Genomic DNA, 14,090 nt, shown 5'->3' with positions numbered 1-14,090 from the left:
CAAGGAGTTGGTGAGTGATGTTGTCTTCCTAAGACCGCTTGGCCTCCGACTTGGCCGCCGCGGGGCTGCTGGCGGGTGCGGTGCCCGGCGCGCTGGCCGAGCTGGTGCTGACCGCGGCGGGGGAGGGCGGCGGGGTGTCGCCGCTGCCGTTCGCGGCCGCCGCCCGCGCCACCGGCGCCGGTGCGGTCGCCGCCGTCCGCGTGCCGCCGGAGGGTGCGCGGGCACCCGTCCTCGGCGGCTTCGGGCTGGTGGCGTCCGCCGTCCTGCTCACCCTCGCCGCGGACGGCCCTCCGGGCCGCTGGACGCTCACGGCGTGCCTGGTCCCGCTCGGCGCCGGCCTGGGCGCGGCGCTGGCCGCGTCCCTGCGCGGAGCCGGCGCCGGGGCGGCGCTGTACGGGCTGTCGCTGTGCCCGCCCGCCATCCTCACCGGGCAGCTCATCGTGCTGTCGCTGCAGGCGGGCCGGTGGCAGCGGACGCTGCCGGACACCGCGGCGCAGCAGTTCGCCGCGCTCGCCGCCGGTTACCGCCTCTGGCTCGTCACCGCGGGCCTCCTCACCGTCGCCCTGGCCGTCGCCGCGGGCCGCAGGATGCCGTCCGGACCGGGAAGCCGGGCGGTTGCAGGCGGCGGGGAGCGGTAAGCTTCGCGCGAGAGGCAGTGGTGTGCAGGCCCTCCAGGGCCGGGCCCCTTCGCCGCGGGCGCCCGCGATCGGCGCGTCCCGACCTGCGATCCATACGCATGAGGAGTGAACCACCCGTGTCCGAGCGCACTCTTGTCCTGGTCAAGCCCGACGGCGTCCGCCGCGGTGTCGTCGGCGAGGTCATCTCGCGCATCGAGCGCAAGGGCCTGAAGATCGTGGCGCTGGAACTGCGCACGCTGTCGCGGGAGACCGCCGAGGCGCACTACGAGGAGCACGCCGAGAAGCCGTTCTTCGGCGAGCTGGTGGACTTCATCACCGGCGGGCCGCTGGTGGCGATGGTGGTCGAGGGGCCGCGCGCCGTCGAGGCCTTCCGCGCCCTGGCCGGCGCCACCGACCCGGTGAACGCCGCGCCCGGCACCATCCGCGGCGACTTCGGCCTGGAGATCGGCGCCAACATCGTGCACGGCTCCGACTCGACCTACTCCGCCGAGCGGGAGATCAAGCTGTTCTTCCCCGACCTGGGCTGAGCGCCCCCCGGAAGGGGCGATCGGGACGACGCCGACACACGCGGGCCGGATCATCCGGCCCGCGTGCGCTTTAACGAGAACTGCCTGCTCGAGGCCGGTTTTTTGATCGACTCGCGGCGCCGAGGTGCCTGCCTGGCCCCGCTTCGTCGCGTTACGATGGGGACGCCGCTCTAGACGCCCGCCGACATCGAAGGGCTCCCTTTCTTCATGGGTAACAAGCTGTCGTTTCTCGGCCGTGACATGGCGGTCGACCTCGGAACCGCGAACACGCTGGTTTACGTGCGCGGGCGCGGCATCGTTCTGAACGAACCGTCCGTCGTCGCGATCAACACCAATACCGGCAAGATCGTCGCGGTGGGCATCGAGGCGAAACGGATGATCGGCCGCACCCCGGGCAACATCGTCGCGGTCCGCCCGCTGAAGGACGGCGTCATCGCCGACTTCGACGTGACCGAGCGGATGCTGCGCTACTTCATCCAGAAGGTGCACAAGCGCCGGCACTTCGCCAAGCCGCGCATCGTGGTGGCGGTGCCGAGCGGCATCACCGGGGTGGAGCAGCGCGCCGTGAAGGAGGCCGGCTACCAGGCCGGCGCCCGCCGGGTCTACATCATCGAGGAGCCGATGGCCGCGGCCATCGGCGCGGGCCTGCCGGTGTACGAGCCGACCGGCAACATGGTGGTCGACATCGGCGGCGGCACCACCGAGGTGGCGATCATCTCGCTGGGCGGCATCGTGACCAGCCAGTCGGTCCGGGTCGGCGGCGACGAGCTGGACCAGGCGATCATCTCCTTCTCCAAGAAGGAGTACTCGCTGATGCTCGGCGAGCGCACCGCCGAGGAGATCAAGATGGCGATCGGGTCGGCGCACCCGGGCGGCGAGGACGAGCCGCACGCCGAGATCCGCGGCCGCGACCTGGTCAGCGGGCTGCCCAAGACCGTGGTGATCTCCGCCGAGGAGGTGCGGCGGGCCATCGAGGAGCCGGTCAACGCCATCGTCGACGCGGTCAAGACCACCCTCGACAAGTGCCCGCCCGAGCTGTCGGGCGACATCATGGACCGCGGCATCGCCCTCACCGGCGGCGGCGCCCTGCTCAAGCAGCTCGACGAGCGGCTGCGCGAGGAGACCGGGATGCCCATCCACCTGGTGGACAACCCGCTCGACTCGGTGGTCCTGGGCACCGGCAAGTGCGTGGAGGACTTCGAGTCGCTGCGCCAGGTGCTGGTCCCCGAACCGCGTCACTGAGCCGCGTCACTGAGCCGGGCGCGCGAGTTCTCTCCTCGCGGGGGACGGCCCCCACGTCCCCGCGAGACGGAAAACGGGAGGTCGGTGGGTGAAGGACACCCGGCGGACCCGTTGGGTCCTCGGCGTGCTGCTCGCGGTGGCGCTGACCATGATCACGGTGGACTACCGCGGCGGGCAGCACTCCCCGCTGGCCGGCCTGCGCGGCCTGGGCGCGGCCGTGTTCGGCCCGGTCGAGCGGGCCTCGGCGGCGGTGGTGCGGCCGGTCGGCAACACCGTCGACGCGATCACCGACGCGCCCGGCGAACGCCGCCGCGCCGACCGGCTGGAGCGGGAGAACCAGCGGCTGCGCGAGCAGCTGCGCGCCCACCGCATCGACGCCTCCCGCTACGAGCAGCTGCACCGGCTGCTCGGCTCGGCGGGCATCGGCGGCTACAAGATCGTGGCGGCGCAGGTGATCTCGGCCGGGCAGGGCTTCGAGGAGACCGTCACCATCGACGTCGGCAGCCGCAGCGGGGTGCGCCGCGACATGACGGTGCTGAACGCCGACGGCCTGGTCGGGCGGGTCACCCGGGTCGGCCCGGCGACCGCCACCGTGCTGCTGGCCACCGACGTGGCGTCCTCGGTCGGCGCCCGCCTGGAGGACTCCCGCGAGATCGGGATCGTCCAGGGGCGCGGCCGCCGCGGCCTCAGCGCGGGCAACGACACGCCGCTGAAGTTCCAGATGCTCAACGCCAACGCCCCGCTGCGGCCGGGCCAGCGGCTGGTCACGCTCGGGTCGCAGGGCGAGCGGCCCTACGTGCCCGGCGTGCCGATCGGCACGGTCGAACGCATCGACAAGCCCGAGGGCGGCCTCACCCGCACCGCCTACCTGCGGCCGTTCGTGCGGTTCAGCAGCCTGGACGTGGTCGCGGTGGTGGTCGCGCCGCCCAAGAGCGACCCGCGCGACGCGGTGCTGCCGCCCAAGCCGACGCCCACGCCGACGCCGACGCCCACGCCGTCCGCGTCGTCCACCGCGACGCCGTTCGCCACGGGCGGTGCCCCCGGCCGCACGCCGTCGTCCCCGCTCACCTCGCCGGGCGCCACGCCGCTGGAGAGCGCGACCACCGGCGGACGCGGCGACCGCGCCGGCCGAGAGCCGTCCGCGGGCACGTCCACCACACCGAGCTCGGAGGGCTGACGTGCTGCGCGCGCCCATGACCAACCCGCCCGAACCGTCCACCGCCGGACGCGGCCTGACCGCCGCCCTGGTGATCGCGGTGGCGCTGATCCTGCAGGTGTCGGTGGCCAACCGGCTGCCGCTGCCCGGTGACGTCACACCCGACCTGGTGCTGCTGGCGGTGGTCGCGCTGGCCCTGGTCAACGGCTCGCTGACCGGTGTGGTCACCGGGTTCTGCGCCGGACTGGCCGCCGACATCATCCCGCCCGCCGACCACACCCTCGGCCGCTACGCCCTGGTGTACTGCCTGATCGGCTACGTGTGCGGCATGGCCGCCGCGGAGCTGGACCGGCAGACGTTCGTGCCGTTCATGGCGGTGGCCGTCGGCGCGCTGGCCGGGACGGTGCTGTACGCGCTGACCGGCATGCTGCTGGCCGACCCGCGCGCCGCCTGGGACGTGGTGTCGCGCATGGTGCCGCTGCAGGTGCTCTACGACGTGCTGGCCAGCCCCTTCGTGGTGTGGGCGGTGCTGCGGGTGACGCGCCGCTACAACCGGGGCGACAAGGCCCGCGACCGGTACGCGGTGCCCACGGCCCGCTACCGCGCGATGTCCGGGCGGAGCGGCGGGCTGTGAACGCGCGCACGCACTTCCGGCTGGTGGTCCTGTACGTGCTGGTCGGCGCCCTGCTGCTGGTGCTGATGGGCCGCCTGTGGACGATGCAGGTGCTCGACGGCGAGCACTACCGGCAGGTCGCCGCGCAGAACCGCACCCGCGACATCGTGGTGCCCGCCATCCGCGGCATGATCCTGGACGACAAGGGCCGCCCGCTGGTGCGCAACCGCACCGCCCTGGTGGTGTCGGTGGACCGCACCACGCTGATGCGGCAGAAGGACCGCGGCGAAGCCGTGCTCAAGCGCCTGGCCGGGGTGCTCGGCATCGGCTACGACGAGCTGCAGAAGCGCATCCGGCTGTGCGCGCCCGGCATCAAGCGCCCGTGCTGGCCGGGCTCGCCGTTCCAGCCGATCCCCGTCGACGACCGCGTCGACCCCAAGCGCGCGTTGCAGATCATGGAGCGGCAGGAGGAGTTCCCCGGCGTGACGGCGCAGTTCCAGGCCGTCCGCGAGTACCCCGAGCCCGAGGGCGCCAACGCCGCGCAGACGCTCGGCTACCTGCAGCCCATCACCCAGGAGGAGCTGGACAGGCGCAAGGGCATCCGGGTCACCGGCTACAGCGGCGTCGACCTGGTCGGCCGCGACGGGCTGGAGGCCGCCTACGACGCCGACCTGCGCGGCCGCCCCGGGGTGCGGCGGGTACTGGTCGACAGCCAGGGCCGCGTCACCGGCACCGCGTCCGAGCAGGCCGCCGAGCCCGGCGGCCACCTGGTCACCAGCATCGACGCCAAAGTGCAGGGCGCGGCCGAGCGGGCGCTGCGCAACGCGATGAAGAGCGCCCGTTCGCAGGGCCACCCGGCCGACGCGGCGGCCGCCGTGGTGCTGGACGTGCAGACCGGCCGGGTGGTGGCGCTGGCCAGCCTGCCCACCTACGACCCGTCGGTGTGGACCGGCGGCATCTCCCAGGAGAAGTACGACGCGCTGCTCGGCAAGAAGCAGGGCGAGCCGCTGATCTCCCGCGCCACCCAGGGGCAGTTCGCGCCGGGCTCCACCTTCAAGATCTCCTCGACCGCCGCGGCGGTGGCCGACGGCTACCCGCTCAACGGCATCTACCCCTGCCCCGGCTCCTACAACGTGGGCAGCCGCGCCTTCCGCAACTTCGAGGGCCAGGCGCACGGCGACATGAACCTGCACCGGGCGCTGGTGGTGTCCTGCGACACGATCTACTACAAGTTCGCCTACGAGGAGTGGCTGCGCGACGGCGGCACGAAACCGCGCGCCAACCCCAAGGACCCGATGGTGGCGATGGCCCGCAAGTGGGGCTTCGGCAGCCGCACCGGCATCGACCTGCCCGGCGAGAGCAGCGGCCGCATCCCCGACCGGGGGTGGAAGCGCCGCTACTGGGAGGCCACCCGCGAGGCCGACTGCAAGGCCGCCAAGCAGGGCTACCCGAACCTGGAGCGCACCGACCCCGGGCGCGCCGCGTACCTGAAGGCGATCGCCGCCGAGAACTGCGCCGAGGGCTACGTGTGGCGGGCCGGCGACGCCGCGAACTTCTCCGTCGGGCAGGGCGACGTGCTGGTGACGCCGCTGCAGCTGGCCCGCGCGTACGCCGCGGTGGCCAACGGCGGGCGGCTGGTCACGCCGCACCTGGGCGTGGCCGTGGTCCGGGCGGACGGCTCGGTGGTGCGCCGCATCCCGACGCCGCCGGCCAAGAAGCTGGACGTCGACCGCAAGGTGCTGGACTACATGCGCAAGGCGCTCGCCGACGTCCCCAAGGAGGGCACCGCGGCCGGCGCGTTCGGCGGCTTCGACCTCAAGAAGCTGCCCGTGGCGGGCAAGACCGGCACCGCCGAGGTCTACGGCAAGGCCGACACCTCCTGGTTCGCCTCGTTCGCCCCGGCGGACAAGCCGAGGTTCGCGGTGGTGGCGATGATCTCGCAGGGCGGCACCGGCGCCTCGGCCGCCGCGCCCGCCGTCCGCGAGATCTACGAGGCGATCTACGGGCTGGGCAAGGACGGCAAGCCCGCGCTGGAGAACGGCGAGCTGCCCAAGGACCTGCCCAAGCCCCCGGCCGGATCGGGCGGCGTGATCGGCGCCGGCACCGACACGGCGGAGGAGTCCCCGGACGCGTCCCCCGGCACGTCCCCGGGCGGCGCGCCCAACACCGTGCTGACCGAAGGGCCGGGCCTGCCGCCCAGCACCGCCCCGCGCCAGGAGTCCGCCGCCTCGCCGAGGACGACGCGGTGATCGGCGGCGGGCTGGGCTCCGGCCGCGCCGGGGCGGGCGTGGGCGCGGTCGACGGCTACGGCGACCGGACCGTGTGGCGGCGCCGCCTGGCGGGCATGCGCCGCCTGGACTGGATGCTGGTGCTGGCCGCGCTGGCGCTGTCGGTGGTGGGCACCCTGCTGGTGCGCTCGGCCACGGTGCCGCTGCTGACCGAGCAGGGCAAGGACCCCGAGACCTTCGTCCAGCGGCACCTGCTGAACCTGGTCATCGGGTTCGTGCTGGGCGCCGTGGTGGCGCTGCTGGACTACCGGCTGCTGCGCGCCTACGCGCCGATCCTGTACGGGCTGGCCTGCGCGGGGCTGGTGGCGGTGCTCACCCCGCTCGGCGAGACGATCAACGGGTCGCACTCGTGGATCGTGCTCGGCGGCGGCTTCCAGGTGCAGCCGTCGGAGTTCGCCAAGGTCGGGCTGGTGGTGCTGCTGGCGATGCTGCTCGGCGAGCCGCGCGACGGCGAGGTCGGCCCGAGCAACAAGGACATCCTGTGGGCGCTGGCGCTGGCCGGGCTGCCCGCGGCGCTGGTCATGGGCCAGCCCGACCTGGGCACGACGCTGGTGTTCGGCGCGGTGGTGCTGGGCATGCTGGCCATCAGCGGGGTGCGCAAGCGCTGGCTGGCCGGGCTGGTCGGCGGCGGCGTCGCGGCCGGATTCCTGGTGTTCTTCCTCGGGCTGCTCAAGCCGTACCAGATCGCCCGGTTCACCGCGTTCCTCGACCCCTCGCACGACCCGCGCGGCGCCGGCTACAACGCCCAGCAGGCCAAGATCGCCGTGGGGTCGGGCGGCGTGTTCGGCAAGGGCCTGTTCAACGGCGAGCAGACCGGCGGCCACTTCGTCCCCGAGCAGCAGACCGACTTCATCTTCACCGTCGCCGGCGAGGAGCTCGGGTTCATCGGGGCGGCCGCGATCGTGCTGCTGCTCGGCGTGGTGCTGTGGCGGGGCCTGCGCATCGCCACCCAGGCCGCCGACCTGTTCGGCACGCTGGTGGCCAGCGGCGTGGTGTGCTGGCTGGCGTTCCAGACGTTCGAGAACATCGGCATGACGCTGGGCATCATGCCGATCACCGGGCTGCCGCTGCCGTTCGTGTCCTACGGCGGCTCGGCGACGTTCGCCAACATGATCGCCCTCGGCCTGCTGCAGGCCGTCCACCTCAGACGCAACCCCTTCGACTGACCGGGGCCGGGCGCCGTCCGGGGGGCGCCCGCGCCGGCGTCCCGACGGAACCGCACCCGGTCGTGGGCGCCGGTAGGCTGAAAACTCCTGAGCGAACATCTGCATCCGCGTCCACATCATCGGAGGCACCGTCATGCCGGTCGAGTCGATCTTCCCGCGCCTGGAGCCGCTGCTCCCGCGCGTGCAGAAGCCGATTCAGTACGTCGGCGGCGAGCTGAACTCCCAGGTCAAGGATTGGGACGAGGCCGAGGTGCGGTGGGCGCTGATGTATCCGGACGCCTACGAGGTGGGGCTGCCCAACCAGGGCGTGCAGATCCTCTACGAGATCCTCAACGAACGCGAGGGCGTGCTGGCCGAGCGCACCTACTCGGTCTGGCCGGACCTGGAGAAGCTGATGCGCGAGCACGGCGTCCCGCAGTTCACCGTCGACGCGCACCGCCCGGTCGGCGCGTTCGACCTGCTGGGCGTGAGCTTCGCGACCGAGCTGGGCTACACCAACCTGCTCACCGCGCTCGACCTGGCGGGCATCCCGCTGACGGCGGCCGACCGCGGCGACGAGCACCCGATCGTGATCGCCGGCGGGCACGCCGCGTTCAACCCCGAGCCGATCGCCGAGTTCCTGGACGCCGCGGTGCTCGGCGACGGCGAGGAGATCGTGCTGGCGATCACCGAGGTGGTCCGGGAGTGGAAGGCCGAGGGCCGCCCCGGCGGCCGCGACGAGCTGCTGCTGCGCCTGGCCTCCTCCGGCGGCGTGTACGTGCCGAAGTTCTACGACGTCACCTACCTGCCCGACGGCCGCATCCAGCGGGTGGCGCCCAACCGGCCCGGCGTGCCGTGGCGGATCAGCAAGCACACCGTCATGGACCTGGACGACTGGCCGTACCCGCGCAAGCCGCTGGTCCCGCTGGCCGAGACCGTCCACGAACGCTACAGCGTGGAGATCTTCCGGGGCTGCACCCGCGGCTGCCGCTTCTGCCAGGCCGGAATGATCACCCGTCCGGTGCGCGAGCGGTCCATCACCACCATCGGCGACATGGTGGAGACCGGCCTGCGCGAGAGCGGCTTCCCCGAGGTGGGGCTGCTCAGCCTGTCCAGCGCCGACCACAGCGAGATCGGCGACATCGCCAAGGGGCTGGCCGACCGGTACGAGGGCACCAACACCTCGCTGTCGCTGCCGTCCACCCGCGTGGACGCCTTCAACATCACGCTGGCCAACGAGCTGTCGCGCAACGGCCGCCGGTCCGGGCTGACGTTCGCGCCCGAGGGCGGCTCCGAGCGGATGCGCAAGGTGATCAACAAGATGGTCACCGAGGACGACCTGATCCGCACCGTGACCACCGCCTACGAGAACGGCTGGCGGCAGGTCAAGCTGTACTTCATGTGCGGGCTGCCCACCGAGGAGGACGAGGACGTCCTGGCCATCGCCGACATGGCCCGCCGGGTGATCCAGGCCGGCCGGGAGGCCACCGGCCGCCGCGACATCCGCTGCACCGTGTCCATCGGCGGGTTCGTGCCCAAGCCGCACACCCCGTTCCAGTGGGCCGCGCAGTGCGACCACGAGACCGTCGACCGGCGGCTGCGCGCCCTGCGCGACACGCTGCGCCAGGACAAGGAGTACGGCCGCGCCATCGGCCTGCGCTACCACGACGGCAAGCCGTCGATCATCGAGGGCCTGCTGTCGCGCGGCGACCGCCGGGTCGGCGCGATCATCCGCGCGGTGTGGGAGGACGGCGGCCGCTTCGACGGCTGGAGCGAGCACTTCTCCTACGACCGCTGGGTGGCCTGCGCCGACAAGGTCCTGGCCGACGAGCCGGTCGACCTGGACTGGTACACCACGCGCGAGCGCGACGAGGTCGAGGTGCTGCCCTGGGACCACCTGGACGCCGGTCTCGACCGCGAGTGGCTCTGGCAGGACTGGCAGGACGCCCTCGACGAGACCGAGGTCGAGGACTGCCGCTGGACGCCCTGCTACGACTGCGGCGTCTGCCCGACCATGGGCACCGAGATCCAGATCGGTCCCACCGGCCGCAAACTCCTTCCGCTTTCGGTCGTCTGACCTGTCCCCGGCCGCCTGTGCCCGCGCGCCCGACGCTGCGGGCGCAGGCGTTCGGAGCCCGTCCCGCCCGCCCTTCGCCAGGGGCGCGGCACGGCCCGTCCTGGCCGATGCGAAGGCGTCCGGGGTCGGGCGTGGGCGAAAGGGGGGCCGGGGGCCCGTACTCTATAGGGAGACGTTTTCGACTCGATGCGAGTAGGAAGGACTGGAGCCCTGGCACCCCAGCCGGAGGGTCCCGCGCCGGCCCCCGTGATCCAGCGCCTGCGCGTTCGGTACGCCAAGCGCGGCAGGATGCGGTTCACCAGCCACCGCGACATCTCCCGGGCCGTGGAACGCGCCGTGCGGCGCGCCGGGATCCCTGTCGCGTTCAGCGCGGGATTCACCCCGCACCCGAAGATCTCGTACGCGGGTGCGGCGGCGACCGGGGTCGCCAGCGAGGCCGAATACCTCGAACTCGGGCTGACCGAGGCCCGCGACCCTGCGCGGGTCCGCGACGATCTCGACGCCGCCCTGCCCGCCGGCCTGGACGTCCTCGACGTGGTGGAGGCCCGGCCGACGGCCCGCGCGGGGGAGGCGCAGGCCGCACGGCCCGCGGCGCTGGCCGACCGGCTGGAGGCGTCGCTGTGGCAGGTGCGGCTGGACGGCGTGGACGCCGAGGCCGCCGCGAAGGCCGTCGACGCCTTCGTCGCCGCCGACCGGATCGAGGTGGAACGCCTCACCAAGAAGGGACGGCGCCGGTTCGACGTGCGCGCCGCCGTGTCCGCCTGTGAGCTGGACCGGCGCGCCTCGGCGGCGGCGGATGCCCCTTGTGCGATACTTCGAATGGTTGTTCGGCATACCACACCCGCCGTACGACCCGACGACATCCTCGCCGGACTGGGTCAGGTCGCCGACCTCGCGCCGCCGTCGCCGCCGCTGGTGACCAGGCTGGCGCAGGGCCCCGTGGACGCAGCCACCGGTGAGCTCGCGGATCCGCTGGATCCCGACCGGGAGACCGTGGCCCCGTCCGGCGACGACGCCGCGGCGGGCCATGGCCCTGCGCGCCCGCAGAGCGCGGAGCCCGTGAGCGCGGATGCCGTCAGCGCCCGCCCGTAAGGGCCGAAGCCGTGCCGGACGCACGGAACCGGTCTCCAGGGGAACGGCGAGCGCGCCCCCGACGACTTCGTCGTCGCTGCCGGACCTGCGGTCCGGACGTGACGGCGCCGATTGACTGACGGAGAGAGCTCCCGTGCGGCGCACCGCACCGCACCGCCCCCAGGGCGGAGCGCGTGGTCGCGCCCGGGAGCCTGACGGGAGTTGCCCGCATGTTGGAGAACGAGGCCGATCCGGCCACTGCCGAAGGCACAGATGACCCGACCGCCGCTGCGGACGCCGCGGCGGGTGCAACGCGCCGCCCGCGCCGCCGGGCCGCCAGCCGCCCCGCCGGCCCGCCCCCCGAGGTGGACGACGCCCCCGCCGTGATCACGGTGTCGCCCAAGGCGTCCGGTCCCGCGGCACGTGACGCCGAGGAGCCCCCGAACGCGGCCGCCGAGGCCGCGGCGCCCGCCGCACCGCCCGCCGAGACCTCCGGTGAGACCCCCGGTGACGCGACCGGAGCGGAGTCCGCCGAGAGCGCACAGACTACCGAGCCCGCGCCCGAAGCGGGCGCCGAACCGGCCGACGAGACGAGCACTGAGACGAGCACCTCACCGGCCGCCGAGACGAACGACGAGACGGGCACCGAGGCAGGCGAAGAGACGGGCGCCGCACCGGCCGGGCAGCCGGCCGCGGAGGACCCCGCCCCCCGCAAGCGGGCCACGCGGTCGCGCGCCAAGACCGCCGACGGGGAGGCGGCCCCGCGCCGCACGCGCCGCCGCGCCACGGCCGCCGCCGCGCCCCCGCCCGAACCGCAGCCAGAGCCGGAGACGGAGCCTGAGACGGAGCCTGAGACGGAGTCCGCGTCGGAGACGGGGGCCGAGACCGGGCCGAAGACACCGCGGACCGCGCAGGCCCCGGCCGTGCCGGTGGTCCCGCAGGTGCCCCCGGTGCCGACCGTGCAGCCCGAGACGGGCGCCGAGACCGAGCCCGCCGCCGCGTTCGGCATCCCCTCGGTGACCTTCCAGCCGCCCATGGTCGTCTTCCAGCCGCCGCAGCCGGTGGCTCCCGCGCCCGCGGCCGCCGAGCCGGCCGGCGACGCCGACGCCCCGCACGACGAGGACGCCGGGCCGGCCGACCGCGACGAGGACGACGAGTCCGACCGCCCCTCGCGGCGGCGCCGCCCCCGGGGCGGCCGCGGCCGCGGCCGCGGCGACGACGCCGCCGAGGACGACACCGCCGCCGAGGACGGCGCCGAGGCCGCCGAGCAGCAGCCCGGGGACGCCGGCGACGAGACCGGCGGCGCCAAGGAGGCCAAGGACGCCAAGGCCCCCGCCGCCGAGCAGGGCGAGGCCGACAAGGACGAGGAGGGCGGCGCCGAACCCGGGACCTCCTCCGGCACCAGCCGCCGCAGGCGGCGCCGCCGTCGCCGCTCCGGGTCCGCCGACGGCGAGCCGGCGGTGTCGCCCGACGACCCGCCCAACACCGTGGTGCACGTGCGCGACTCGCGGCCCGCCGCCGAGGCCCGCGCGGCCGCCGAGGACGAGGTGCAGGCGGTGCGCGGCTCGACCCGGCTGGAGGCCAAGAAGCAGCGCCGCCGCGAGGGCCGCGAGCAGGGCCGCCGCCGCCCGCCGGTCATCACCGAGGCCGAGTTCCTGGCCCGCCGCGAGTCGGTGGAGCGGGTCATGGTGATCCGCCAGGAGGGCGAGCGCACCCAGATCGCCATCCTCGAGGACAACGTCCTGGTCGAGCACTACGTCAACCGCGCCACGCACCAGTCGTACGTGGGCAACGTCTACCTCGGCAAGGTGCAGAACGTGCTGCCGTCGATGGAGGCGGCGTTCGTCGACATCGGCAAGGGCCGCAACGCGGTGCTGTACGCCGGCGAGGTCAACTGGGACGTGGCGGGCCTGGAGGGCCAGCCGCGCCGCATCGAGTCGGCGCTCAAGTCCGGCCAGTCGGTGCTGGTGCAGGTCACCAAGGACCCGGTGGGCCACAAGGGCGCCCGGCTGACCAGCCAGATCTCGCTGCCCGGCCGCTACCTGGTGTACGTGCCGGACGGCTCGATGACCGGCATCAGCCGCAAGCTGCCCGACAAGGAGCGCAGCCGCCTCAAGCAGATCCTCAAGAAGATCATGCCGGACAACGCCGGGGTGATCGTCCGCACCGCCGCCGAGGGCGCCACCGAGGAGGAGCTGGCGCGCGACGTGTCGCGGCTGGCCGCCCAGTGGGAGAACATCCAAAAGCAGGTCAAGTCGGCCTCGGCGCCGTCGCTGCTGTACGGGGAGCCGGACCTGACCATCCGGGTCGTCCGCGACATCTTCAACGAGGACTTCAGCAAGCTGGTGGTGTCCGGCGACGAGGCGTGGGAGACGGTCTCGGAGTACGTGCAGTACGTGGCGCCGCACCTGGCCGACCGGCTGGAGCGCTGGAACGGCGGCCCGGACGTGTCGTCGGTGTTCCGCATCGACGAGCAGATCGCCAAGGCGCTGGACCGCAAGGTGTGGCTGCCCAGCGGCGGTTCGCTGGTCATCGACCGCACCGAGGCGATGACCGTGATCGACGTCAACACCGGCAAGTTCACCGGCCAGGGCGGCAACCTGGAGGAGACGGTCACCCGCAACAACCTGGAGGCGGCCGAGGAGATCGTGCGCCAGCTGCGGCTGCGCGACATCGGCGGCATCGTGGTGATCGACTTCATCGACATGGTGCTGGAGAGCAACCGCGACCTGGTGCTGCGCCGCCTGGTGGAGTGCCTGTCGCGGGACCGTACCAAGCACCAGGTCGCCGAGGTGACGTCGCTGGGCCTGGTGCAGATGACCCGCAAGCGGGTCGGGCAGGGCCTGCTGGAGGCGTTCTCGGAGACCTGCGAGTGCTGCAACGGCCGCGGCATCCACGTCCAGCTCACCCCCGTCGAGCCCAAGTCCGACAAGTCGGCCTCCGGGGGCGGCCGCCGCCGCAAGCGCAAGGGCGAGGTCGAGCGGGCCGTCGAGGAGAAGCTCGCGCAGCACGAGTCCGCCAAGGCCGAGGCGGCCAAGGCCGAATCCGCCAAGGGCGAGGCGGCGAAGGGCGAGGCGGCCAAGGCGGACGCCGAGGACGGGCCCGCCGAGGAGCCGGCGGCCGCGCAGGCCGCCGAGACCGCCGAGCGGCCCGCCCGCAGGCGCCGTTCCAGCCGGAGCAAGAGCGCCGCGGCCAAGGCCGAGGCGGATGCCGCAGCGGAGCCCGCGTCGGAGCCCGCCTCAGAGGCCGCGCCGGAGGCGGAGGCGGCGCCCGCCGGGCAGCAGCCGCCCGCAGGGTCGGCGCAGGAGGCCGCCGGCGCGGCGGCTGAGACCG

Annotated in this window: 9 protein-coding genes; all 9 read left to right on the top strand. The window is 73.8% G+C overall.

Annotation, left to right across the window (positions count from 1 at the left end):
* Nucleotides 1–754: 754 nt before the first annotated feature.
* Nucleotides 755–1,165 (top strand): nucleoside-diphosphate kinase, encoded by a 411-nt coding sequence (gene ndk / locus ABD879_RS29190; RefSeq protein WP_345024910.1) that lies wholly within the window; start codon nucleotides 755–757, stop codon nucleotides 1,163–1,165.
* Nucleotides 1,166–1,372: 207 nt separating this feature from the next.
* Nucleotides 1,373–2,407, top strand: coding sequence for a rod shape-determining protein (locus ABD879_RS29185; protein ID WP_285497226.1), 1,035 nt, complete (start codon nucleotides 1,373–1,375; stop codon nucleotides 2,405–2,407).
* Nucleotides 2,408–2,495: 88 nt separating this feature from the next.
* Nucleotides 2,496–3,584 (top strand): rod shape-determining protein MreC, encoded by a 1,089-nt coding sequence (gene mreC, locus ABD879_RS29180; protein ID WP_345024909.1) that lies wholly within the window; start codon nucleotides 2,496–2,498, stop codon nucleotides 3,582–3,584.
* 1 nt (nucleotide 3,585) lies between these two features.
* The gene (gene mreD, locus ABD879_RS29175) at nucleotides 3,586–4,197 is read left to right on the top strand and encodes a rod shape-determining protein MreD (RefSeq protein WP_345024908.1); all 612 of its coding nucleotides are present in this window, start codon (nucleotides 3,586–3,588) and stop codon (nucleotides 4,195–4,197) included.
* A complete protein-coding gene (gene mrdA, locus ABD879_RS29170; protein WP_345024907.1) occupies nucleotides 4,194–6,425 on the top strand; it encodes a penicillin-binding protein 2 in 2,232 nt (743 codons plus the stop codon). The genes mreD and mrdA overlap by 4 nt, the downstream gene beginning before the upstream one ends.
* 95 nt (nucleotides 6,426–6,520) lie before the next feature.
* Nucleotides 6,521–7,630 carry a rod shape-determining protein RodA gene (rodA, locus tag ABD879_RS29165; protein ID WP_378272605.1) on the top strand — a complete coding sequence of 370 codons (1,110 nt, stop codon included), beginning with the start codon at nucleotides 6,521–6,523 and terminating at the stop codon, nucleotides 7,628–7,630.
* A 133-nt stretch (nucleotides 7,631–7,763) separates the two neighbouring features.
* Entirely contained in the window at nucleotides 7,764–9,686 is a 1,923-nt protein-coding gene (locus tag ABD879_RS29160; RefSeq protein ID WP_345024905.1) for a TIGR03960 family B12-binding radical SAM protein, read from the top strand.
* A 288-nt stretch (nucleotides 9,687–9,974) separates the two neighbouring features.
* Nucleotides 9,975–10,778 (top strand): TIGR03936 family radical SAM-associated protein, encoded by an 804-nt coding sequence (locus ABD879_RS29155; protein WP_425549664.1) that lies wholly within the window; start codon nucleotides 9,975–9,977, stop codon nucleotides 10,776–10,778.
* A gap of 209 nt (nucleotides 10,779–10,987) precedes the next feature.
* On the top strand, nucleotides 10,988–14,090 hold a 3,103-nt coding region (locus ABD879_RS29150; RefSeq protein WP_345024902.1), incomplete at its 3' end, for an Rne/Rng family ribonuclease.

It is taken from the genome of Actinomadura keratinilytica (genome assembly GCF_039539665.1).
In the GTDB taxonomy this organism is placed as follows: Bacteria; Actinomycetota; Actinomycetes; order Streptosporangiales; family Streptosporangiaceae; genus Spirillospora; species Spirillospora keratinilytica.
This window is presented reverse-complemented; position numbering and strand designations above follow the sequence as displayed.